Source organism: Caproiciproducens sp. LBM24188, from assembly GCF_054130445.1.
In genome coordinates, this window is sequence record NZ_CP196862.1 from 513308 (window position 1) to 538000 (window position 24693).

Below are 24693 nucleotides of genomic sequence, written 5' to 3' on the forward strand. Positions count from 1 at the left end.
GCTGTTGAAAATCGGTTTATTTCCGTGGAAATCTTTGGAGCAAGCTCGATTGTACCACGGATGTTCCATTATTATAGCATAAAAAGGGGGCTTAGAAATACGGAAAGTTTTGAAAATTTTCTCGATACCGGTTGACATAAATTAATATTCATCTGTGATGTATAAGAATCAAATTGCGCTGTTTACGGGACTTATTAACATTTTCCACAGGGTTTTCCACCGTTATAAAACAGTTATTCCACGGTTTTATGTTAACCTTTGCAAATACAGGGGGTATAAACCCAGTCGTGGCGGGAAAAAATCGCATGTATATTCTGTTTTGGAATGAATGATTCCACAGAAATTCAACATTTTACATTTGAAGGGAAAATGCTCTTAATTTTCCCAAAATTGTGCTATAATAAAAAAGAATATCAAGAAACAACCGGCGTCCGCCGGGAATAGGAGTTGCACTTTATGAATACGGAAAATACCCGGCGCGGGGAAGATGTGATAGCGGGCAGAAACGCGGTTGCCGAGGCGCTGAAAAGCGGGCGTACCATCGACAGCCTTTATGTTGCACGCGGCGAGCATATGGGTTCGCTGAGCGCGCTGATTGCCCGCGCCAAAAAAGCCGGAATCAATATTAAGGAAGCTGACCCGAAAAAGCTGGACTTTCTGTGCGGCGGGGCGGTGCATCAGGGCGTGGTCGCGGTTGCGGCGGTAAAAGAATTTTCCACCGTGGAGGACATGTTCCGCCTGGCGGAGGAGCGGGGCGAAGCGCCGTTCCTGATTCTTGCGGACGAGCTGGAGGACCCGCATAACCTGGGGGCCATTTTAAGAGTCGCGGAGTGCGCGGGCGCGCACGGGGTTATTATCCCAAAACGGCGTTCTGTGGGCCTGACTTACGCGGTGGGCAAAGCGAGCGCAGGCGCAGTGGAATATGTGCCGGTTGCCCGGGTGACCAATATGGCTGCGACGATAGACGACCTGAAAAAACGCGGCGTGTGGATTTACGCGGCGGATATGGACGGCGAACCCTGGTGCAGTCAGGATTATGCAGGCCCTGCGGCGGTTGTTATTGGTTCCGAGGGCTTCGGCGTAAGCCGTCTGGTAAAAGAAAAATGCGATTTTGTGATATCTTTGCCGATGAAGGGAAAAATAAGCTCGCTGAATGCATCTGTGGCGTGCGGCGTTCTCTGCTATGAGATTGCGCGCCAGCGCGCCGGACTGAAAGCAAAGAATTAAAAAATAGGAGCGGATATTTTATGGCCGATAAAAACAGAGCTCCGCAAAATGATTTTTCGATTGATGAAATACTGGCGGAGGCACATACGCTGAAAGAGAAAGAACAGCCGGAAGCTGCATCCGCAAAGGAATCCGCACAGCCGGAGAAGGACACTGAAGGGAATCGGCCCGCCTGTTCCTCCCCGGAGGCAATTGCCCGGGAGGCGAGCCGCGCGCTGAATCAGAATATGGGCGGGCAGCCCTTTACACGCCCGGATTCCTCCTTTTTGGAACAGGAGCCGGAAAAGAAGCGCCGTTCCCTGTTCCGAAGACGGAAAAAGGCGATTCCTGAATTTCGGGAAGAAGAGGATATTTATTACGGCTTGCAGCTGAAATCCCTTGAGGAATACCGTGAGGATTATGAGAGAACCATCCGCATCGATTCCCAAAAAATCCGTGCGGCGGAAGGTGCATCCAAGTTTGCCTATCTGTTCGAAAAGGACGATGAATCGGAACCGGAAGGGCCCGCTCCGGAACAGTTTGAGCAAATTCACCGGGAGCGCCAGGAACGCTTAGAGCGCGTGATGCGCGAAGCGGGACTGGATCAGAACGAGATTGAACCGCTCATTGATTTTGCACCGCCGGAGGAGGAATTTTCCGCGGGAATCGCGTCTTCCGTGAAAATTGCATCTTCCGCGGAACCGGAACAGTCTGCGGCTGAAGAAGCAGCGGCTCCGGAGCATCCCGAGCCCGGCATTCCGCAGCCAGCGCCGTCGCCCGTTCCACAGCCTGCCCCGGCACCAGCACCTAAACCGGAAATCCCGCCGGAACCGGTGCAGCCGGAAATTCCACAGCCGCTGACTGAGCCGACGTTTACACCGCAGCCTGGTTCCCCGCAGCCGGCTACCAGCCCGGTGATCCGCTGCGAGGAAACGCCGGATGTACAGGAACATCCCCCGGTAAAGGAACCGGTTACGGTTCCTGTGGTGCAGGAAGAAATTACCCCTCCGCCCGCAGTACGGGAGCCGCCGCTCCGGCAGGAGCCGCGTTCGAAGGCACCCGAGCGAAGACCAAATCAAATTCCAACCGGTTTCCGGTCTTTGACCGGCAGACCGGTACATATGATTGAATCCAGCAGTTTTCCCGATCTTCTGAAAAGTGAAATTCAAAATAACCCAAACTATGCAGAACCAGAGCCTACCGCTCCGATTTCTCTTCCACAGCCGCCTGTCACCGGGGAGGAAACGCGCCTGCGGCCTCCTGTGCTGCAGCAGGAGGAAGTCCCTGAGCCGGAGGAAGAAGCGCAGGAAGAGGAACTTTCCGCGGAGCCGGCCAAACCGGAAGAGGAGCCGATTCCGTTCCCGATTCCCACCGCACCACCCGTGGCGGATGAATTTTCATCGGAGGAACCAAGGAAGGAAGAAACCCCGGCTAAACCGGAAAAGAAAAGACGCTTCCATGTGTTTGGAACTGAGGAAGAGGACAACGATGCGACGGAGGAACTGCAGGACGAACCGGAGGAACTGGACGATTACACCAGCGCTTCGGATGCACCGGCGGTTGCCAACGACATTGCGGCGAATCTCAGCCGGTTTTACCTGCGCTTTGCTGTAACCGGCCTGTGTACGCTTTTGCTGTTTTTCTTCGGCCTTTTAGGGGAGTATGCCGGAATTTTGCCGTCTTTCCTGCAGGTCAGCCTGGATACCAAAACTTATCTGATTTTGAATATGATCTTTTTGGTGATTGCGGGCGCGTTCAGCGCCGCACCCGTTGCCGGCGGACTGAAGGGCCTGTTTACGTTTCAGGCGAATGCTGACAGCGCGGTGGCGGTTGCCCTGATTGCTTCGATTGCCCAGAGTGCGGTGCTGTTTTCTGCGCAGGAGCGGCTGAACAGCGGTACGCTGCACTTATATTCCTCCCTGACGGCGCTGGCTCTGTTTTTGAACGCCGCCGGCAAACTGAGCATGATGCGGCGCATCCGGAGCAATTTCCGCTTTGTGTCTTCACCCGACCAGAAAAAGGCGGTTCTTCTGTATGACGATTACAATACCTCCCTGCTGATGACGAAGGGCGTGGTACTGGATTCACCTGTGGTCGCCTATCAGGTGAAGGCCGATTTTCTGAAGCATTTTCTCAAACTTTCCTATGAACCCGACCCGAGTGAACAAAGCTCCCAGATGATGGGGCCGATCGGGTTTGTGTGTTCGCTGGTTCTTGGAATCGTCGCGTTTGTGCTGTCCCGCGACTGGCAGCAGGCGGTGACTGCTTTTTCGGCGGCAGCTTGTATCAGCGTACCGTTCATGAACATGCTCAGCGTAAATCTTCCGCTGAAGCGGCTGGTCAAAATTGCTTCCCGCTGCGGCGCGATGGTGGTTGGATTCCCAGCGGTGGATGCGTTCAGCGGGGTCAACGCCGTCATGGTCGATGCCAAGGACCTGTTCCCGAAGGGCACCGTGGTGCTGAACGGCATTAAAACCTTTGCAGGGCAGCGTATTGACGAGGCCATTGTAGACGCGACCGCGCTGATGTGTTCTGTCGGCGGGCCGCTGAGCGATGTGTTCGACCAAATCATTCAAAATCGGCGTGAAATGCTGCCAAAGGTTGAAAATGTGACCTATGAGGACGAAAAGGGCGTGTCCGGCTGGGTGTCGGGCAGAAGAATCCTGATCGGCAACCGCGCCCTGCTGGAAACGCACGGAATTGAACCGCCTTCCGCCGATTACGAAGAAAAGTACATTCAGGGCGGAAAAAATACGGTGTATCTTGGGGTGGGCGGCGATTTGGTGGCGGTTTTCGTCGTTTCCTATAACTCCGACCTGCGGCGCTCTATGGAACTGCGCCGCATGGAAAACAACGGAATCAGCTTGGTGGTTCGCACCCGCGACCCCAACATTACGCCGCAGATGCTGGCGGATTGTTTCCATCTGGACGAGCACTGCATCCGTGTGCTGCCTGAACGGCTTGGCGAAGTGTATGAGGAGCTGACGCAAACGTCGCGGGAACGTGCCCCGGCTATGCTGGCCACGAAGGGCCGCCCGACGACCATGATGCGGATGCTTTCCGCCTGTGTGCGCCAGCGAAGCAATATTACCGTGGCGGTCGCACTGCAGAACATTTCCGTAATCCTCGGGCTTTTGCTGGTGGGTCTGCTTACCTGCTACTCCGGCCTGAAACTGCTGGGCACGGTGCCGCTTCTGCTGTACGAGCTGTTCTGGGTAGCGGCCGTCTGGCTGATTCCCCGTCTTAGAAAGCCATAAAAGAATTGTGAGTGAAAATATGCATTCGATTCAATGGAATCAATCGCTTTTTCGGCGTGTGCGCATGGTATGCGTCGGTGTATTCCTAATGGGATTTTTTATCGCTGTTTTTGTTTATGCGAACCTTGGCAGTGACCCTTGCACTGTAATGAACCTGGGTGTTTCCGGGAAATTGGGCATTCCATTTGGTGTATGGCAGTTGATTGTGAACTGTGTCATTTTAATTTTTACCTTTTCCCTTTCCCGGAACCTGATTGGAATCGGCACGGTAGTCAATATGGTGAGCATCGGTTTTTTGGTGGACTTCTTCCGAATGATCTTTGCTCGGATTCTGCCGGCGGCCCCGGCACTGTGGCTCCGAATTTTGCTGATGGCCGTTGCGGTTGTGGGGCTTTCGCTGACCGCCGCGCTTTACATGTACCCGCAGCTTGGCATTTCCCCGTATGACAGCGTGCCGGTGGTGTTGGCTCAAAAGACTGGAATCCAGTTCCGCTGGTGCCGCGTTTTCTGGGATTTGCTGGCCATGCTGATCGGTTGGCTTTGCGGCAGCGTGGTGGGGGTTGGAACCGTCATTACCGCATTCTTTCTGGGGCCGCTGATTAAATATTTTACAAACCAGGTGGCCCGCAAGGCAAAGTTCCAGGTAGAAGCAATGATATAGAACATACAATAGAGCGAAAATAGCCCAAATATCAGGCGTGATGCCCCGGCATACCAATTTGGTCTGCCGGGGCATCATTTTTTAGTACGGAATCCGCACGGAGTGGGAGCAACGGGAAGCCGCGACGCAGCCGAATTTGTTCAGCGAAAAGGGGAAGGGTGCCTATAAATTACATAAACTTGGAATTTGATTCATAAGATGAATTATTCGGGTCCCTGCGTCGGAACCGGCCATGCTTCGTTTCGACCTTTTTCAACCGGAAGGCGTGTTCTGGGGGGAGCTACACGGAAAAAAGCTTGGGCAAATTTCATAAAAAACCAGTTTAAGTCTTGGAACGAAAATGCTAAAATTTACTGATTCGGCATTGTATTTTTTGTGGCAATACGCTATAATTATGCTTAAATTGGGTAAACAATTGTACTTATGTACCAATGGACCCACGAAAGGAGATTCCAGAATGAAACAGTATCCAGCGAAAAATATATTGAATATCGCAATTGCAGGTCATAGTGGTGCCGGAAAAACCAGCATTGCAGAGGCGATGCTGTACCTTTCGGGCGCAACCGACCGTTTTGGCAAGGTCGGGGAGGGAAATACGGTTTGTGATTTTGACCCGGAAGAGGTCCGGCGCAAAGCTTCCGTATCCACGGCAGTGGCTCCATTGGAGTGGAAGAACCATAAGATTAATCTAATCGACGCCCCCGGCCTGTTCGACTTTGCGGGAGGCATGGAAGAGGCGGTTCGCGCCGCAGATACCGTGCTGATTGCGGTTTCCGGCAAAAACGGCGTGGCGGTCGGTACGGAAAAGGCGGTGGAGGCGGCCAATAAACGCGGCCTGGCAAAGATTTTCTTTGTCAACGGCCTGTGCGACGAAAGCGCCCGTTTTTACCGTGTGTTCGAGGATTTGAAAGCGAAGTTTGGCCCATCCGTCTGCCCGGTTGTAGTACCGTATATTGTGGACGGGAAAGCGAACATCTACATTAATATTTTGGAGTATAAGGCATACGATTATCAGAACGGGGCGCCGGTTGAGGTGAAAATGCCGGACATGGGCACCCGTTTAGACGGCCTGCGCACCGCAATTTATGAAGCTGTAGCTGAAACCAGCGATGAAATGTTTGAAAAGTATTTCTCCGGCGAACAGTTTACCCCGGAGGAAGTGATTGTGGGCGTAAGCAAAGGCGTGAAATCCGGCACCATCTGCCCGGTGTTCTGCGGTGACGCGCTGCTCATGCGCGGTATGGAGCAGTTCCTGGACGGCCTGGTATGGCTGGCCCCGTCCGCGGAGGAAAAGAGCAGCGAAATTGCGGCGGATGTGGACGGCAACCCGGTAGAGCTTTCGGTGAGCGACGATGCCGCAACGGCTGCCATTGTGTTTAAAACCATTGCCGACCCGTTTATCGGCAAGCTTTCCTATTTGAAGGTGGTGTCTGGCAAGGTCTCCCCCGATTCTCAGCTGATTAACATGCGTACAGGCAATATCGAGCGTATTGGCAAGACCGTTTTCATGCACGGAAAGAAGCAGGAGGATGTTGCTTATATTGGTGCGGGGGATATTGGCGCCGTGCTGAAACTGCAGGGTACAGCTACCGGCGATACACTGTGCGCCCCCGCACGCAAGGTGACGCTGGACGGGATCGTTTACCCGAATCCGACGCTGTCGCTTGCGGTGCAGCCGAAAAAGAAAGGGGAAGAGGACAAAGTGGCGCAGGGAATTCTCCGCCTGGCGGAGGAGGACCCAAGCATCCGCTTTACCACCAATACGGAAACCCATCAGATGATTCTTTCCGGTCAGGGCGAACAGCATTTGGATGTGATTGTTTCCAAGCTGAAGACCAAATTCGGCGTGGAGGTGGTCCTTACAAAACCGCGTGTCCCGTACCGCGAAACCATCCGCAAAAAGGTGCAGGTGCAGGGCCGCTACAAAAAGCAGACCGGCGGCCATGGCCAGTATGGCGACGTGTGGATTGAGTTTGAACCCTGCGAAAGCGAAGGGCTGGAATTCGGCGAGCGCGTGGTCGGCGGTTCAGTGCCGAAAAACTTTTTCCCTGCCGTGGAAAAGGGCCTGCGCGAAAGCATCTTGAAAGGCCCCTTAGCGGGATACCCCATGGTCGGGCTGCGCGCCACGCTGTACGACGGCTCCTACCACCCGGTGGATTCCTCAGAAATGTCGTTTAAAATGGCGGCCAGCTTGGCGTACAAAAACGGGATGCCGCAAGCGAATCCGGTGCTGTTGGAACCGGTTGGCACCCTAAAATGCGTGGTTCCCGATGCAAACATGGGCGACATTATGGGCGAGGTGAACAAGCGCCGGGGCCGCGTACTTGGAATGAATCCGGCGGGCGACGGAAAGCAGACTGTGGAAGCGGAAGTCCCCATGGCGGAAATGCACGATTTCAGCACGTTCGTGCGCCAGAATACGCAGGGGCGCGGAAGCTTTACGTTTGACTTCTGCCGCTATGAAGAAGCACCGCCGCAGGTGGCGCAGAAGGTGATTGAGGAAGCAAAGGCTGCGGGCGAAACGGAAGATTAATCAAGCGGGAGGCGGAGGCCTCCCGCTTTTTTTGTACCCAGGGCGCGAAATTCGCCGTGCCGGCAGGCTTTCCGTGGCATTTTTTGCCGATTCCCCGCATATTAATCTTCTGCAAGGGGGCGGTGAAATGTTTGTATGGTCTTTTAAAGCGGACCGAAGAAAAATCTGTATTATACTGGCAATTGTGCTGCTGGTGGTAACGGGGGTCATTATTCTGTTCCGAATCCGCAATGCCGAGCCGAGCGCAGCACCTGTGGGAAAAAAATACTCGCTTTCCGCCGCCACCAATGAGGAGCGCGTCGCGTTCCTCAGCCAGTTCGGCTGGAAGGTGAATGCGGACCCGCTGGAAACAAAAGACGTGATAATTCCTCAGACCTTTAACGCAGTGTATGAAAACTACAATAAAATTCAAAAGGAACAGGGGCTGGACCTTAAGCCGTACGCCGGAAAAACCTGCAAGCAATGGGTTTATGCGGTGACAAATTACCCGAACAACCCGGATGTCCGTGCAACGCTGATTGTTTATAACAACCAGGTGGTGGGCGGCGATTTAAGCACCACCGCGCTTGACGGTTTTATGACCGGATTTTTCGGAGAACAGCCATCCCACGATACGCTGACCCGTTCTTCCTCGGCGGCTTCGAGCAAAGCCTCGTCCGCTCCGGCATCATCGAAAGGTACTTCCTCCGGTGCGGCCGTGTCCTCAGCACCCGCAGCTTCCAAGCCTGCTGCTTCTTCCAAGGCTTCGAAGTCTGACCAAAGCGCCGTGGAAGAGGCAAAACCGAAGGCTTCTTCCACCATTCCAGCCAATGCGTGGCCGATTGACTGATTGACCCTGCGCGTGAAATTGGGTACAATAGAGGACGAAAAAACACAAGGACATTCCCGTGCCCAAGCAGGTTCGGGACCAAAAGATTGGAATGGTGAAACCATGGGCAAAGAACGGCTGGATAAAATCCTCGCTTCCCAGAATATCGCCAGCCGGCGGGAAGCCGGGCTGCTGATTCGGCGTGGCGCGGTTCTGGTAAACGGGGCGCCGGTTGCCAAAGCGGATTTCAAGGTCGACCCGGAGTTGGATGAAATTACCGTGAACGGCCGTATCCTGAACGCAAAAAAATACGTTTATTATATGATGAACAAGCCGGCGGGCGTTCTTTCCGCCGCGCGGGATTCCCGAGCAAAGACCGTGGTTGACCTGATTCCGCCTGGAATGCAGCGCCGCGGCCTGTTCCCTGCCGGCCGGTTGGACAAGGATACCGAGGGGCTGCTGCTGATTACCGACGACGGCGCGTTTGCACACCGGATGCTCGCGCCGAAAAGCCATGTGTTCAAGCGGTATGAAGCCGTACTGGAGTCCCCGGTTTCCGAAGGGGACGCAGAGCGCTTTGAAAAAGGGCTGGAACTGGGGGACATGACCTGTCTTCCGGCCCAGCTGCGCGTTCTGCAGGAAGGCCCGAACCCGCTGGTGCTTGTGCGGATCCGGGAAGGAAAGTTCCATCAGGTTAAGCGCATGTTCCTTGCCGTGGGGAACCGTGTGCAGCGGCTGAAGCGCGTGCAGATTGGGGCGCTCTGCCTGGACAAAGCGCTGGCCCCGGGGGAAGTGCGCGAACTTTCGCCGAAGGAAGCGGAATTGGTTTTTGAGCCGGATGGCAATCTATACGAAATTCACTAAATTTACAAAATAGTTTTGGAACCTCCTGATGGCAAAAATATACGAAATTATAAAGACCTTTTTGTGTTTTATAAATTATGGCTAAACACCGACTTTTATCTTTAGGCAAAAAAAGGCTGTTCAATTTCTCCCCGTTTTGATATGATTGTGTCATGAAAGAGAAGGGTGACCGCAAGGCATCCAGGTACGAGCAAATCTGTGTATTATCAGGAGGAATATTATGGCAAGTGTAGTCTTAAAGAATGTCTACAAGATTTATGACGGAGGCGTTACCGCCGTTTCTGATTTTAATCTTGAAATTCAGGACAAAGAATTTATTATTTTGGTCGGTCCTTCCGGCTGCGGCAAATCCACAACACTCCGTATGATTGCTGGTTTGGAGGAAATCTCCAAGGGTGAACTTTACATTGGCGAAACCCTTGCAAACGATGTTGCGCCGAAGGACCGCGATATCGCAATGGTGTTCCAGAACTACGCCCTGTATCCGCATATGACCGTGTTTGACAACATGGCGTTCGGCTTGAAGCTCCGCAAGGTTCCGAAGGATGAAATCAAACGCCGCGTGGAAGAAGCCGCCAGAATCCTGGACATTTCCCACTTACTCGACCGTAAACCGAAGGCTCTGTCCGGCGGCCAGCGCCAGCGTGTTGCTCTGGGCCGTGCCATCGTACGTGACCCGAAGGTCTTCCTGCTTGACGAACCGCTCTCCAACTTGGACGCAAAGCTGCGTGCACAGATGAGAACCGAGATTGCAAAGCTTCATAAGAGATTGGGCACCACCTTCATTTACGTTACCCATGACCAGACCGAAGCTATGACCATGGGCGACCGCATCGTGGTTATGAAAGATGGATTTATTCAGCAGGTTGACACACCGCAAAACCTGTATGATTACCCGGTGAACCAGTTCGTTGCCGGATTTATGGGTTCTCCGCAAATGAACTTTATCAACACCACCGTTGACAAGAAGGGCGACCAGTATGTGCTGAAATTCGGTAAGTACGATATTGCTGTTCCGGCTGCAAAGAATAAGGACGACGCACTGAAGAACTATGTGGGCAAAGAAGTTGTGTTCGGTATTCGTCCGGAAAATGTTCACGATGAACCGGAGTTCATTGCAAAGGCAACCGAAGGCATTGTGGAAGCGGATGTTGAAGTAACCGAATTGATGGGTGCAGAAACTTACCTGTACCTCAACTGCGAAGGTGCTTCCATTACCGCTAGAGTTGAGCCAACTTCCACTGCGAAGACCGGCGACAAGATCAAGATTGCATTTGATCTGAACAAACTCCACCTCTTTGACAAAGAAACCGAAAAGGTCATCCTTAACTAATTAATAAAACGATGAGAAGCGGCCGCGCCGGAAGGCGCGGCTACTTTTATAGTAATGCAATGTATGACTCACTCTTAGTTCGTTATAGGAAATATGTATGCTTTTTTTCATTGATTTTTCTTAAAAATTGAAATAAAATTTTTCGATATGGTTGAAAAATTAACTGAGTTTATGTAAAATGTATGTAGCATGTAATTGTCGGTCGAAAAGATTAGACATATTTGATAAAGTGAGGGAAAGCCATGTCAAACAGATTGTTTCAAGGGGTTATTCACCAGATGCGTGACGCGATTGACCGTACAATCGGCGTTATCGATGAAACCTCGGTGATTATAGCTTGCAGTGAACTCGGCAGAATCGGAGAAGTAAACGACAGCATCACTGCGGAGACGCTGGCAGCCCCGACTGCTTTTGTTGTGAACGGATATACGTACAAGTCTTTTGGCAGCCGTCCGCGGCCCGAATACGCAGTATTCGTTTCCGGAAACGATGCGGAAGCCAACCGTTATGCCACTTTGCTGGCTGTTTCGCTGAGCAGCATTAAGCAGTATTATGATGAAAAATACGACCGCAGCAACTTTATTAAGAACGTAATTCTTGATAATATTCTTCCAGGTGACATTTACCTGAAGGCGCGCGAGCTTCATTTCAATTCCGACGTGAGCCGCGTGTGCATGCTGATTAAGATTACCAATAAGTCCGATGTTTCCGCTTACGACGTGGTTCAAAATCTTTTCCCGGACAAGAACAAGGACTTTATCATTAATATTAACGAAACCGATATTGCGCTGGTGAAGGAAATCCGCACCGGCATTGAGCCTAAGGATTTGGAAAAACTGGCCGGTTCAATTGTGGACACGCTCTCCAGTGAATTTTATACCCACTGCGTCGTGGGCATCGGCACCGTGGTTACCGGCATTAAGGATTTGGCGCGTTCCTTTAAGGAAGCGCAGGTTGCCTTGGAAGTCGGCAAGGTGTTCGATACAGAGAAATCCATTGTCAGCTATGATCATCTCGGCATTGCCCGCCTGATTTACCAGCTGCCTACTACGCTGTGTGAAATGTTCCTGAAAGAAGTGTTCAAACGCGGTTCCATTGAATCCCTGGATCACGAAACCCTGTTTACCATTCAGCGCTTCTTTGAAAACAACCTGAATGTTTCGGAAACATCCCGTAAACTGTTCGTGCACCGCAACACGCTGGTTTACCGTCTGGAAAAAATTAAGAAGATTACCGGTTTGGACCTGCGTGAATTTGAAGACGCAATTGTATTTAAAGTTGCGCTCATGGTTAAAAAGTATCTTTCTTCCAATCCAACCAAGTTTTAACCAAATTTCATCAATGTCATAAAAAGATTACACAATTATTACAAATAAATTCTAATTGGGAATAATAAATCATAAGCCCATTGGTATTATGTAAACATGCCAATGGGCTTTGGTTTAGTTCAATGTCTCTGTATAAAAATGTCATCATTTATTGTGAAAATTACATAACACTTAAACTGGGAAATAACGTGACCGCACATCTAATACGACAGAACAAAACGGAAGCTTGCGTTTTCGAAATTGGTGGAAACGGGCTGCAGTCGGGCGGCTGGAGCATGTACGGAACGAGAATGAATAGAATGGGAAATATGGAGCGATTTCATGATTGAATTTCAGAATGTAAGCAAGATATATTCCAACGGGACACAGGCCCTGCGGAATGTTAGTCTAAAAGTGGACGACGGTGAGTTCGTTTTTATTGTCGGTTCTTCCGGCGCAGGAAAAAGTACGTTTTTAAAGCTGATTATGTGTGAGGAGCGGCCAAGCGAGGGCCAGATTATCGTGAATAATTTGGCGCTGGGCGACCTGAAACGACACGATGTGCCGTATTACCGTCGTAATATGGGAATTGTGTTTCAGGATTTCCGCCTGATTGACAATATGACCGTTTTTGAGAATGTTGCGTTTGCCATGCATGTAGTCGGCGCTTCTTCCAAAGAAATTAAAAAGCGTGTGCCGTATATTCTTGGGCTGGTGAACCTGCAGGATAAGCAAAAGTGCCACCCGAAGGAGCTTTCCGGCGGCGAACAGCAGCGTGTGGGTTTGGCACGTGCGCTCGTCAATAATCCGAAATTGATCATTGCGGACGAGCCTACCGGCAACGTGGACCCGGCGCTTTCTTTTGAAATCGTGGATCTGCTCAGCGAAATTAACCGGCGCGGCACCACGATTCTGATGGTAACACATGAACATACTCTGGTAAAACATTTTCATAAGCGTGTTGTTGAAATCCATGATGGTCAGATTGTGGCGGACACCGCTTCTCAGGAGGTGCCCCATGAAGATTAGAAATCTGAAATATCTTGGAATTGAAGGCATTAAAAATATCTGGATTAACCGCACCATGTCATTTGCCTCTATCGGGGTGCTGGTTTCCTGCCTGCTGCTGACGGGCGCGGCGGTGCTCTTTTCCCTGAACATCGACACCGCCATGAAAACGATTGAAGGCACAAATTCTATCCGCGTTTATATGAAGCAGGGCCTGCCAACTTTGACTGCGGTAAAGGCGGGCGAAGAAATTAAAAAACTGGATAATATCTCGAGCTGCGAGTTTATTCCCAAGGACGAGGCGATTCAGAAGTACATGGATATTTTGGGCGACGAGGATGGGACCATGCTCAGCGGAATGACCGGGAAGGACAACCCCCTGCCCGATGCGTTCAAGGTTTCGTTCAAGGATTTGTCCCAGTATAAACAGACGGCGGAGCAGATTAAGAAGATCTCAGGCGTGGATACCATTAACGATTATTCCGATGTGGCGCAGAAGCTGACGAATCTGGACCGCATGGTTACCACGGCCGGTTCTTGGGTTATTGTGCTGCTCAGTCTGGTCTCCCTGTTTATTATTTCGAATACCATCCGTGTAACCATGTTTTCGCGCCGGCTGGAAATCAGCATTATGAAATCCGTGGGCGCTACCAACTGGTTTGTGCGGGTGCCGTTTATTGTGGAAGGCATGATTATTGGTTTGATTTCGGGCGGCGTTGCAAGTCTTTTGCTGCACTTGATTTATCAAAAGCTGATGTCCTCCATTACTTCCATTCTACTTTTCTCACCGATTGATATCAGTTTGCTGTCGTGGAGACTTACGCTGATCTTTTTGCTGGCCGGAACCTTGTTTGGTGCGTTCGGCGGTATGATTTCGATTGGGAAATACCTGAAAAAAGAAGGGGGAGAAATCGTTGGCTGGTAAAGGACACGGGAAACGCGGAGTTGCACTGCTCCTTGCATTAACGCTGATTTTTTCTATTCCCGCAGCCACCACCGCATCGGCTGTTACCTATTCGCAGCTGCAGCAGCTGCAGAAGAAGCAGGAGGCTTTGAAGAAGGAGCAGAGCGCGAACGCGCAGAAGTTGAAAAATTTGAAAGCCGACAAGGCCAAACAGCAGGAATATCTGGAGACGCTCAATGCACAGACGAAAACCGTTCAGAGCCAGATTGATGTTTTGAACGAACAGATTTCCACGTTGGATCAGGACATTCTGCAAAAGGAAAAACAGATTTCCGAAAAACAGGCTTCTATTGATCAGAATATTATAAAGCTGAAACAACGGCTTCACGCCATGTATCTGACGGGTGAAGCCTCCAACCTGGAAATTTTATTAAATGCGAAAAACGTAGTGGACCTTGCCGACAAAACGCAGGCAATCGAAGCGATTACCAAGCATGATACCAATTTAATCAATACACTGAAGTCCGACATGCAGAGCATTAAGGACCAGAAGGCGGAAATAGAAGCGAACCGCGCCACAGTTGCGCAAGCTAAGGTTGCGCAGGACGCGAAACGGAAAGAGCTGAAGGAACTTTCCAGCGAAACGCAGAGCACGATTCAGAAGATCAACCAAGATGAAGCCAGTACGCAGGAACAGCAGAAAAAGATTGCCCAACAGAACGCCGAAGTGCAGAAGGCGATGGACGAGTGGTTCCGCAAGTACGCTGAGGAGCACAAGGGCTCTTCCGGAAGCGGCGGTTATGTCAGCAAAGGCAACTTTATGTGGCCGGTTCCGGGCGTGAATACCGTGACCAGCGGATTTGGTCCGCGCTGGGGCACCGTTCACAAGGGAATTGATATTTCTGCCGCTGGTGTTTACGGAAAACCGATTGTCGCAGCGGATTCCGGCAGGGTGATTATGGCCGGCTGGGGAAATTACGGCACAGGTTATGGTGGATACGGAAACGTAGTGGCGATTGACCACGGCGGCGGGTACACTACACTGTACGGCCACTGCAGCAGGGTGGCGGTAAGCACGGGTCAGCAGGTCACAAAAGGCCAGGTGATTGCCTATGTTGGCAGCACCGGCAATTCCACCGGACCGCACTGCCACTTTGAAATCCGCGTAAATGGTGTGGCGAAAAACCCGCTGAACTGGTTTGGAAAATAAGTTGCATACAGGATACATACCCCCTGCAGGGGCAGAGGGTTGTAAAATCAGGCTGCGGCGGAACGCCGGTGAATTCTGATTTTATTCTTGCTTTTCCTGCGTTTTCCATAATCCCCGATAGAGAAGGAATGATCAACCGATATGAGCAGAAAGCTTTCGTTGGGCGCCGCCGTCGCTCTTGTTGCCGTTACCGCGGCAATTACGGTTTCCATCACATACGACTATGCCATGAAAAATTTCAATGCGAAAATGGCGGACGTCAACGAACGGCAGGCCATGTATACCAAACTGAGCGAAATCGATCAGAAAGCCAGGCAGGAGTATATCGGCAGCATCGATGAAACCACCCTCAACGACGGTATCTGCGCGGGGTATCTTGCCGGCTTGGGCGATTCTCACGCCAAATATCTTTCCGCGGAAAAATACAAAGCCTATCTGAACAGCAATAATTCCAGAAGTGCCGGCGTAGGGGTGAAAACCGTACGCGACGCGGATGGGAACATGGAAGTCATTCAAGTGCTTCCGAACTCCCCGGCGGAAAAAAGCGGAATTAAAAAGGGCGACACCATTATCAGCGTGGATGATAAGGAAGTGGTACGCCTTACCTACGGCGATGCGCTGAACAAGCTGGATGGTATTACGGGATCTAAGGTAAAGCTGGGAATTCTGCGTGGAACCTCCAATTCCGCTGCTGCTTCTTCGGCCGCATCGGGTTCTTCGTCATCTTCGGCGCCGAAAGGGCAGAACCTGATGATTACGGTGACTCGCGGGGAATATGCGGAGCAGACAGTCACATCCTCCGTGGTAAATGGAAATGTTGCTTATTTTAAAATTTCGGCGTTCACGGACAGCAATGCGCAGCAGTTCAACACGGCGCTTGCCGAACGTATGAAAGCCGGCGCTGCGGGTATTATAATAGATCTGCGGAACAATTCAGGCGGCAGCATGAAGGGCATGGCAGCCATGCTTGACACGCTGCTTCCGGCGGGCACAACGGTTAGTTCGCGCGACAAGTCCGGAAAAGTGACCGTGGAATACCGGTCGGATTCCAACGCAATCAGTTTGCCGGTCAGCGTGATTGTGGACCACAACACGCTGGGGGCAGGCGAAGTGTTCGCCGCGAATATCAAGGATTATAAAAAGGGACTGCTGGTTGGTGAGAAAACGGCCGGCTACGGTGCAAAGGAAGAAGTTGTTCCGCTTTCGGACGGTTCCGCCATGGTGCTTTCGGTTGCGGAATACCTCACGTTGAACGGCACTTCGTTCAACGGCAAAGGGATTGATGTGGATGTCGGCAAAACACTGACGCAGCAGCAGCAGAATCTTTTGATGAAAGACTCCCTGCCGGGCGAACAGGACCCGCAGCTGCAGGCCGCGGTTTCGGCATTGATTCGTCAAGGAGCCGCCGTGGACCAGGCTCCGGGTGCTTCCGCCGGAACCGACAAAACGGAAGGCACGGACTAAATTTCGAGAATTTAAATTTTTATTATATTGAAACGCTAATTGTTGACAGCGGCCAAACGGTTCACTATAATGTATTTATTGTTTTGATAACCCGACTGTGCTTTGTTCTGCGGAACAGGCCCGGCACGGGCATTTGCATGGAGAAGGTGGGATTCTGTATGGTGAAACAGGTAGTACTGACCAAAGAAGGCCTTGAAAAGCTTGAAAATGAGCTTGAAGAATTAAAAAGTGTTAAACGTAAAGAAGTTGCGGAAAAAATAAAAGTTGCGCTTTCCTTCGGCGACCTTTCGGAAAACAGCGAATATGACGAGGCAAAAAACGAACAGGCCATTATGGAGGCAAGAATTGCGGATATTGAAGTGATGCTGAAAAACGTTCGCGTGATTGACGAGGACGAACTCAGCAATGAGAATATCCACATTGGCTCCAAGGTGGAAGTGAGGGTCACCAATACCAAAACGGGAAGCAGCACGGTGGCCAATTATAAAATCGTCGGCTCCAACGAGGCCGACCCGCTTTCAGGAAACATTTCGGATGAATCCGTAGTCGGAAAATCCCTTTTGAATCATGGCATCGGCGATAAGATTTCGATTGAAGTACCGGCCGGTGTTATGGAATACGAGGTTCTTGCCATATCGAAATAATCCGACGGGCGGGCTGACGGTGTCATCCTGCCCTTTTTTGCTGTCCGGAGGCAGAACCAAACGGAACAAAGGAACAGAAAAGAACGATAAAGATCATAATAGGAGAGTTTAACATGAGCGAAGAGAATACCCGGCAGGGCGGCGCGCAGCCCGAAGAAACAGAGCAGGATTTAAACGAACTGCTTCGCATTCGCCGCGAAAAGCTGGCGGCCCTGCAGAAGGCGGGCAAGGACCCGTTCTTTGTGACCACCTGCCCGCGCGACACCAGCATGCAGGAAATCCGCGACCGCTTTGAGGAGCTGGAAAACCAGGACGTTTGCATTGCGGGACGCATTATGAGCTGGCGTGATATGGGCAAAGCCAGTTTTATGGATTTGTATGACCGCACCGGCAGAATGCAGGTTTACCTGAAAATTGACCAGGTGGGCGAAGAGTCGTACACCGAAATGAAGAACTGCTGGGATTTGGGCGATATCATCAGCGTAAAGGGCTATGTATTCCGCACCCGCAGGGGCGAAATCTCCGTGCATGCAAAAGAGATTCAGCTGCTTTCCAAGTCGCTGCTTCCCTTGCCGGAAAAATACCACGGTCTGAAGGACACTGACCTGCGCTACCGCCAGCGTTACATTGACCTGATTGTGAATCCGGAAGTGAAGGACACTTTCGTAAAGCGCAGCCAGATTATTAAGACCCTCCGCGATTTTCTGGATGACAGAGGGTACATTGAGGTGGAAACCCCGGTATTGAACACCATTCCGGGCGGCGCGGCGGCAAGACCGTTTATTACCCACCATAATACACTGAACATTGAAATGTATTTGCGCATTGCGACTGAACTGCACCTGAAGCGCCTGATTGTGGGCGGGATGGAGCGCGTTTACGAAGTGGGCCGCATTTTCCGCAACGAAGGCATGGATGTAAAGCATAATCCGGAATTTACAACCGTAGAACTGTATGAAGCGTATACGGATTACCACGGCATGATGGAGATTACGGAAAATCTGATTCATGCGTGCGCGATGAAGGCATGCGGAACCGACCAGATTACGTATCAGGGAGAGCAGGTTGACCTTTCTGTGCCGTTCCGCCGCCTGTCTATGAATGACGCGATTAAGGAATACACCGGCATCGACTTCCTTTCCTTCAAGGGCGACACGGAAAAGGCGCTCGCCGTTGCGAAGGAATTGGGCCTGCCCACTAAGAAGACCGACCGCTGGGGCGACATTATGTCTTTGGTCTTCGAAGAAAAAGTAGAGGAGCAGCTGCTTCAACCGACCTTTATTTACGATTACCCGGTTGAAGTATCCCCTTTGACTAAGCGCAAGCAAGACTGCCCCGAGCTGGTGGAACGCTTTGAGCTGTTTATTACCCGGCGCGAACTGGCAAACGCATATTCCGAACTGAATGACCCGATTGACCAGCGAGAACGCTTTATGCGGCAAATGGAGCTTCGCGCGGCGGGCGATGAGGAAGCGAATATGATTGACGAGGATTTCCTGACGGCGCTGGAGTACGGCATGCCCCCGACCGGCGGCATGGGCATGGGAATCGACCGCCTTGTTATGCTGTTAACGGACAGTGCCTCCATTCGCGATGTGCTTTTGTTCCCAACAATGAAACCAAAGGAGTGACCTGGATTGGCACGGGAAAGGTATCTGCTTCATGAGGAGGAGGAGACGATCAACAAACCCGGTGCGGAAATCAAGCTGACCACGCCGAAATCTAAGTGGGATAACTTTTGGTTTTACCACAAGTGGCATGTGGTGATTGGTGCGGCTGTGGTGCTTTTGGTGGCGTTTTTTATCCGTGATATGCTGAACCAGGAGCATCCAGATTACCAAATCGGCGTGATTACACAGAACTCCTACACGGATACCGTCGTGGAAGCGCTGGAAAAGAAGTTTGAACAGGTGGGCGAGGATTTGAACCAAGATGGTAAAGTGCAGGTTCAGGTTAACGTCTACACCATTTCCGATTCTGACAAAGCAGACCCCAATGTGCAAATGGCTTCGGTTACAAAGTTTACTGCCGACCTGACCGAAGGAATGAGCATGATTTTCCTGACGGACGACCAGTCGTTCCAAAAACAGCAGAAGGCCAATCAGATGTTTGCGTACCTGGACGGTGCTACGCCGCCAAAGGACGAAACGGATTACACCAAAATGCGTGTTGCTTTAAAGGACTGCAAACTGTTCCAGAAGTTTGACACCGAGGCACCTACTGTGGAAGGAAAAGATTTTTTGGAAAATTTCAGCATTTCCATGCGTGTGATAAAAGGAAGCGCTGTGGAAGGCAAGGCAGACAAGGAAGCATATTATGCCTCCTGCAAAAAGATGTTTGATAAAATTATTAAAAGCGAAGGCTAATACATTACATAAAAAAGAAGGCATGATGGAAAGCGGCTTTACTCCGTCATGCCTTCTTTTTTGTTTTTCTCCGTAAACCTGTTTAACCCAGTACCCTGTATGACAACGGTGCCATAGCCTGCCAAAATCCATCCCTTTTCGGCAAACCGGCCTAGAATTCGGCTGACAGTAACACGCGAAACGCCCGCCAGCCCCGCAAGGTCTTCGTGCGTGGCCTGAACCATTCCGTTTGCGTCCGCCAGCTTTAGCAGCAGGCGGGCAAGGCGCTGATCGGCCTGAAGAAAGGTCATGGTATCCACCTGAGCCGACAGCATGCGGATGGTCTGCGAAAGAAACGTAAGAAGATTCATGGCAAGCTGTGGTTCCCTACGGAAACAGTCCAGTAGATTTTCTTTGGTAATGGGAATAATTTCGGAATCCACCAACGTTTTTGCGCAGGATACGCGGGGCATCCCGTCAAAGAAGGCGGCCTCCCCGAAAATGTTGCCGTGTTCCAGTACGGTAAGCGTTTTTTCCGTGCCGTTTTCTGAACTGAGAAAAATGCGGACGCGGCCGCTTTTCAGGTAATAAAATTCCTCTGCGTGGGATTCCTGCCAATAAACCATGGCGTTTTTCGGGTAATGCCGGGCAGGGTAATTTTTTTCCAGCACGCTCCAATCCAGACGTTTCTCCGCTCCGGTCATTGTATTCACGTCCTTCCCTTGCATTGCTGAGAAAAGTATTTCTGTTCCGAATTGTAACATATGATACATTCTTTTGGCAAGATTCCTGACATAATAAATAAGAAATAAAAAATCCTTTTCCGGGGCAGCGACAAAATATCTATGAAACAAGGAGGCATACCAATGGGAATGACGATGACTCAGAAAATTTTGGCCGCGCATGCCGGTTTAACGGAAGTGAAACCGGGCCAGCTGATTGAGGCGAAGCTGGACCTGGTGCTTGGCAACGATATTACTTCCCCCGTTGCCATTAATGAATTTGAGAAATGCGGGGCGTCCTCCGTCTTTGACAAAGACCGGATTGCGCTGGTGCTGGACCACTTTACCCCCAATAAGGATATTAAGGCCGCGGAGCAGTGCCGTCAGGTTCGCAACTTTGCCAATCGATTCCATATCACAAACTTTTTTGATGTGGGACGCATGGGCATTGAACATGCCCTGCTGCCGGAGCAGGGGCTGGTTGGCCCGGGTGACTGTGTCATCGGCGCAGATTCCCACACTTGCACCTACGGCGCGTTGGGTGCGTTTTCCACAGGGGTCGGCTCCACCGATATGGCCGCCGGAATGATTACCGGAAAGGCATGGTTTAAGGTCCCGTCCGCTATTCGGGTGGTGCTGAAGAACCAGCCTGCCAAATGGGTGAGCGGAAAAGATGTGATTCTGCATTTGATCGGGCGTATCGGCGTGGATGGTGCGCTGTATCGCTCACTGGAGTTTACCGGCGACGGGGTGAAACACCTTTCCATGGATGACAGGCTCTGCATTGCCAACATGGCCATTGAGGCAGGCGCGAAAAACGGAATTTTCCCGGTGGACGAGGTGACGCTTGCCTACACGACGGGGCGATTTCAGCGTGAAGCAGTGGTTTATGAGACCGACCCGGACGCGGTTTACGACGAAACCGTAGAAATCGACCTTTCCCAGCTGCGCCCGACCGTTGCGTTTCCGCATCTGCCGGAAAACACGAAGACAATCGACGAGGTTGGAACCGTAAAAATCGATCAGAGCGTAATCGGTTCCTGCACCAACGGGCGCATTGAGGACCTGCGGGTTGCCGCGTCGATTCTGAAAGGCCGTAAGGTCGCGAAAGACGTGCGGTGCATCATTCTTCCTGGTACGCAGGAAATTTACCTGCAGGCGCTGCGCGAGGGTCTTGCCGAAATTTTTGTGGAAGCCGGTGCGGTCTTCAGCACGCCTACCTGCGGCCCATGCCTGGGCGGGCACATGGGAATTTTGGGAAAAGGCGAGCGGGCGGTTTCTACCACAAACCGCAACTTTGTCGGGCGAATGGGGCACATTGAGTCGGAAGTTTACCTGGCAAGTCCCGCCGTTGCGGCGGCCAGCGCTGTAATGGGCTGCCTTGCCGACCCCGATCGGATCATGAAGGAGGAGGAAGAAAGATGAAGGCTCATGGGATGGTTCATAAATACGGGGATAACGTCGACACAGATGTCATCATCCCCGCACGGTATTTGAATACCGCATCGCACGCGGAGCTGGCCGCCCACTGCATGGAGGACATCGACCGGGATTTTGTGAAAAAGGTAAAGCCGGGCGACATTCTTGTGGCGGAGAAAAACTTCGGCTGTGGCTCTTCCCGCGAACATGCCCCGATAGCGATTCAGGCCAGCGGGATTTCCTGCGTTATTGCCGAAACGTTTGCGCGCATTTTTTACCGGAACGCCATTAACATCGGTCTGCCGATTCTGGAATGCGGCGAGGCGGCGCACGATTTGCAGAATGGCGACGAGGTGGAGGTGGACTTCAACACCGGCGTCATCCGGAACTTGACGAAAGGGAAAAGCTATCAGGCACAGCCGTTCCCGCCTTTTATTCAAAATATTATTCAAAAGGGCGGTTTGCTGAATAGCATTATGAAATAAAGAAATACCGCGGAGGGAGAAACTTCCCTTCGCGGTATTTTTATATTCTTTCTTCTTGCTTTGGAAAATGAAAACGAAGGTGCTGCTTTGTGCAGCGAGGGGAAAGAGAAACAAAAGCTCGGTATTCCTGAATATTCATAGGCATTCTGCAAAACTTTTATAAAAAATTCATGACTTTTCATAAATCTTATTTTATAATCAAAATAGATAATATCATCAGGCCCTGCTCCCGTTTGAAAGATTCGAACATTTGGTCTTTGTATACGGGCTCAGGCTAAAAAAGAGGGATGTAAAATGGCGGGAGGAAAAATATTAGTTGTCGATGACGATCAAAATATTTGTGAACTGCTCCGGCTCTATATAGAAAAAGAGGGCTATGAGGTGGTGATTGCCAACGACGGTCACAAGGCACTCGAGATTTTCGACACGGAAAACCCCGATCTGATTCTGCTGGATATTATGCTGCCGGAACTGGATGGCTGGCAGGTCTGCCGGGAAATTCGGAAAAAGTCCCAATGCCCGATTATTATGCTGACGGCAAAGGGCGAAGTGTTCGACAAGGTGCTCGGGCTGGAACTGGGCGCGGACGATTATGTGGTAAAGCCATTTGAGGCAAAGGAAGTTATGGCGCGTATTAAGGCTGTTTTGCGCCGGTTCGGCAAAAATGAGGACGAAACGGTGAAAGAGGTTAAGTACGACAAGCTTTCCATTAACCTGACCAACTACGAACTGCGCGTGAACGGACAGCAGATTGATACGCCGCCAAAGGAAATGGAACTGATTTATCATTTGGCCAGCAACCCAAACCGCGTGTTTACGCGGGATCAGCTTCTGGACGAAGTGTGGGGGTTCGATTATTACGGCGACAGCCGTACCGTGGATGTTCATGTAAAACGACTGCGGGAGAAACTGGAGGGCGTTTCCGACCAGTGGGCTTTAAAAACGGTTTGGGGCGTCGGGTACAAATTTGAAGTGAAAAATTAGGACCATGAGAGGTTCAGAAGGCAGGAGCAGACAAAACGATGCAGAAAACGCTATTTAAAAAATACCTGAGAATCACTTCGCTGATTATCGCAGTTAGTTTCTTGATTTTAAGCGTTGTCATGCTGGCGTTTGTCTCCGGCTACTGGAAGTCCGAAAAACGGGCGCTTTTACAGAAAAATTCACAGAGTGTCGCGGACATTGCAGCGGCGAGCGTAACCGCGGTTGATTCCAACGTTTTTATTCATAAGGGGCAGATGCAGGTCTTTGTCGATGCGTTTTCCGACAACACCGACGCGGATATTTTTGTGACGAATACCGACGGGGAGATGATCATTGCCTCCTACACGGATAAAACCAACGTGGACCTGACCAAACGGGTCAAATCCGATATTATGAAGCAGGTGCTGGCCGGGCGCTACACTGCCCAGGGGGATATGGGCGGCATTTACACACAGCCGTATTATACTGTTGGAGTTCCGATTCTGGCTTATGTCAATGGGCAGAAAACCATTATTGGGGCGGTGTTTACCTCCTATAATGTTCGTTCCTTTAACTCGTTCCGAATGGATATTCTTCGCGTATTCCTGTTTTCCGCGATTGCGGCGTTCATTGTTGCGTTCTGCGCGGTATGGCTGTTCTCCTACAATCTGGTTCGTCCGCTGCGCAACATGGCGGCGGCGGCGCGGGCGTTTGGTGAAGGAAACTTTTCCATCCGTGTACCGGTAACCGGCCAGGATGAAATCGGCGAGCTCGCTGTTGCGTTCAACAACATGGCCAGATCCCTTGCTTCCGGCGAAAGCGTAAGGCGCAACTTCATTGCCAACGTTTCCCACGAGTTGAAAACCCCGATGACAACGATTGCAGGTTTTATCGACGGCATTCTGGATGGCACCATTCCACCGGAAAAGCAAAACCAGTACCTGAAGATTGTATCCCAAGAGGTCAAGCGCCTTTCCCGCTTGGTACGCACCATGCTGGACCTTTCCCGGATTGACAGCGGGGAGCTTCGGCTTCGCCCGGCACGCTTCGACCTGACCAATACGATTCTTGTTTCACTTTTGTCTTTTGAAAAACCGATTGAGGACAAAAAAATTGAAATCCGCGGTCTTGAAAATGCCGAAAGCCTTTTTGTTGACGGCGACCCGGATATGATTCATCAGGTTGTATATAATTTAATAGAAAACGCGGTCAAATTCACAAATGAGGGCGGGTACATTGAAATTACCATTTCGGATTATTCCAACCGTACGGTGGTTGCCGTTCAAAACAGCGGGCAGGGTATTGCGCCCGATGAACTTCCGTTGATTTTTGACCGTTTTTATAAAACCGACAAGTCCCGCAGCCAGGACAAAAACGGGATGGGCTTGGGACTTTATATTGTAAAAACCATTATCAGGCTTCATGGTGGGGAAATCTCCGTAAGCAGCGTTCAGAATGAGTTCTGCCGCTTTGAATTTTGGCTGCCGAAGAAAATTGAGGCAGTTTCTGCGGAGGAAACCACCCTTCCGGCCGAAAGAATAGAGAGAAAGGGAAAATGAT

At 51.1% G+C, this 24693-nt stretch carries 20 protein-coding genes; 19 read left to right on the top strand and 1 reads right to left on the bottom strand.

Annotated features, from left to right (window positions below):
- Positions 1-456 precede the first annotated feature (456 nt).
- The 15 genes from rlmB (at position 457) to ACSVDI_RS02460 (ending at position 19565) form a co-directional block, all read left to right on the top strand.
- The gene (rlmB, locus tag ACSVDI_RS02390) at positions 457-1227 is read left to right on the top strand and encodes a 23S rRNA (guanosine(2251)-2'-O)-methyltransferase RlmB (RefSeq protein ID WP_457944426.1); all 771 of its coding nucleotides are present in this window, start codon (positions 457-459) and stop codon (positions 1225-1227) included.
- Between the two features lie 20 nt (positions 1228-1247).
- Complete coding sequence (locus ACSVDI_RS02395) at positions 1248-4463, top strand: hypothetical protein (RefSeq protein ID WP_457944428.1); 3216 nt, start codon at positions 1248-1250, stop codon at positions 4461-4463.
- Between the two features lie 88 nt (positions 4464-4551).
- Positions 4552-5124 (top strand): YczE/YyaS/YitT family protein, encoded by a 573-nt coding sequence (locus ACSVDI_RS02400; protein WP_457944430.1) that lies wholly within the window; start codon positions 4552-4554, stop codon positions 5122-5124.
- A 457-nt stretch (positions 5125-5581) separates the two neighbouring features.
- On the top strand, positions 5582-7657 hold the full coding sequence (locus ACSVDI_RS02405) for an elongation factor G (protein ID WP_457944431.1): 2076 nt from the start codon (positions 5582-5584) through the stop codon (positions 7655-7657).
- Between the two features lie 127 nt (positions 7658-7784).
- On the top strand, positions 7785-8486 hold the full coding sequence (locus ACSVDI_RS02410) for a DUF4830 domain-containing protein (RefSeq protein ID WP_457944432.1): 702 nt from the start codon (positions 7785-7787) through the stop codon (positions 8484-8486).
- A gap of 102 nt (positions 8487-8588) precedes the next feature.
- The gene (locus ACSVDI_RS02415; RefSeq protein ID WP_457944433.1) at positions 8589-9329 is read left to right on the top strand and encodes a pseudouridine synthase; all 741 of its coding nucleotides are present in this window, start codon (positions 8589-8591) and stop codon (positions 9327-9329) included.
- Between the two features lie 220 nt (positions 9330-9549).
- On the top strand, positions 9550-10662 hold the full coding sequence (locus ACSVDI_RS02420) for an ABC transporter ATP-binding protein (protein ID WP_457944435.1): 1113 nt from the start codon (positions 9550-9552) through the stop codon (positions 10660-10662).
- A 242-nt stretch (positions 10663-10904) separates the two neighbouring features.
- Positions 10905-11990 (top strand): PucR family transcriptional regulator, encoded by a 1086-nt coding sequence (locus ACSVDI_RS02425; RefSeq protein WP_457944436.1) that lies wholly within the window; start codon positions 10905-10907, stop codon positions 11988-11990.
- A gap of 321 nt (positions 11991-12311) precedes the next feature.
- Positions 12312-12998 carry a cell division ATP-binding protein FtsE gene (ftsE, locus tag ACSVDI_RS02430; protein ID WP_457944437.1) on the top strand — a complete coding sequence of 229 codons (687 nt, stop codon included), beginning with the start codon at positions 12312-12314 and terminating at the stop codon, positions 12996-12998.
- Positions 12988-13902 (top strand): permease-like cell division protein FtsX, encoded by a 915-nt coding sequence (gene ftsX / locus ACSVDI_RS02435; protein WP_457944438.1) that lies wholly within the window; start codon positions 12988-12990, stop codon positions 13900-13902. The genes ftsE and ftsX overlap by 11 nt, the downstream gene beginning before the upstream one ends.
- The gene (locus ACSVDI_RS02440) at positions 13892-15091 is read left to right on the top strand and encodes a murein hydrolase activator EnvC family protein (RefSeq protein WP_457944440.1); all 1200 of its coding nucleotides are present in this window, start codon (positions 13892-13894) and stop codon (positions 15089-15091) included. The genes ftsX and ACSVDI_RS02440 overlap by 11 nt, the downstream gene beginning before the upstream one ends.
- A 141-nt stretch (positions 15092-15232) precedes the next feature.
- Entirely contained in the window at positions 15233-16555 is a 1323-nt protein-coding gene (locus tag ACSVDI_RS02445) for a S41 family peptidase (RefSeq protein WP_457944442.1), read from the top strand.
- Between the two features lie 158 nt (positions 16556-16713).
- Complete coding sequence (gene greA, locus ACSVDI_RS02450; RefSeq protein ID WP_457944444.1) at positions 16714-17199, top strand: transcription elongation factor GreA; 486 nt, start codon at positions 16714-16716, stop codon at positions 17197-17199.
- Between the two features lie 113 nt (positions 17200-17312).
- A complete protein-coding gene (gene lysS / locus ACSVDI_RS02455; RefSeq protein ID WP_457944445.1) occupies positions 17313-18830 on the top strand; it encodes a lysine--tRNA ligase in 1518 nt (505 codons plus the stop codon).
- Between the two features lie 6 nt (positions 18831-18836).
- A complete protein-coding gene (locus ACSVDI_RS02460) occupies positions 18837-19565 on the top strand; it encodes a hypothetical protein (RefSeq protein ID WP_457944447.1) in 729 nt (242 codons plus the stop codon).
- 38 nt (positions 19566-19603) lie between these two features.
- Here the strand turns inward: ACSVDI_RS02460 and ACSVDI_RS02465 are convergent, their stop codons facing one another.
- Positions 19604-20248 carry a Crp/Fnr family transcriptional regulator gene (locus tag ACSVDI_RS02465; RefSeq protein WP_457944449.1) on the bottom strand — a complete coding sequence of 215 codons (645 nt, stop codon included), beginning with the start codon at positions 20246-20248 and terminating at the stop codon, positions 19604-19606.
- Positions 20249-20410: 162 nt separating this feature from the next.
- Between ACSVDI_RS02465 and leuC the strand changes: the two genes are divergently transcribed.
- The 4 genes from leuC to ACSVDI_RS02485 all read left to right on the top strand — a co-directional run bounded on the left by leuC (position 20411) and on the right by ACSVDI_RS02485 (position 24692).
- Positions 20411-21691, top strand: coding sequence for a 3-isopropylmalate dehydratase large subunit (gene leuC, locus ACSVDI_RS02470; RefSeq protein WP_457944451.1), 1281 nt, complete (start codon positions 20411-20413; stop codon positions 21689-21691).
- A complete protein-coding gene (gene leuD, locus ACSVDI_RS02475; RefSeq protein ID WP_457944453.1) occupies positions 21688-22170 on the top strand; it encodes a 3-isopropylmalate dehydratase small subunit in 483 nt (160 codons plus the stop codon). Before leuC ends, leuD begins: the two co-directional genes overlap by 4 nt.
- Before the next feature lie 294 nt (positions 22171-22464).
- Positions 22465-23154, top strand: coding sequence for a response regulator transcription factor (locus tag ACSVDI_RS02480; RefSeq protein WP_457944455.1), 690 nt, complete (start codon positions 22465-22467; stop codon positions 23152-23154).
- A gap of 38 nt (positions 23155-23192) precedes the next feature.
- Complete coding sequence (locus ACSVDI_RS02485; RefSeq protein WP_457944456.1) at positions 23193-24692, top strand: ATP-binding protein; 1500 nt, start codon at positions 23193-23195, stop codon at positions 24690-24692.
- Position 24693 lies beyond the last annotated feature (1 nt).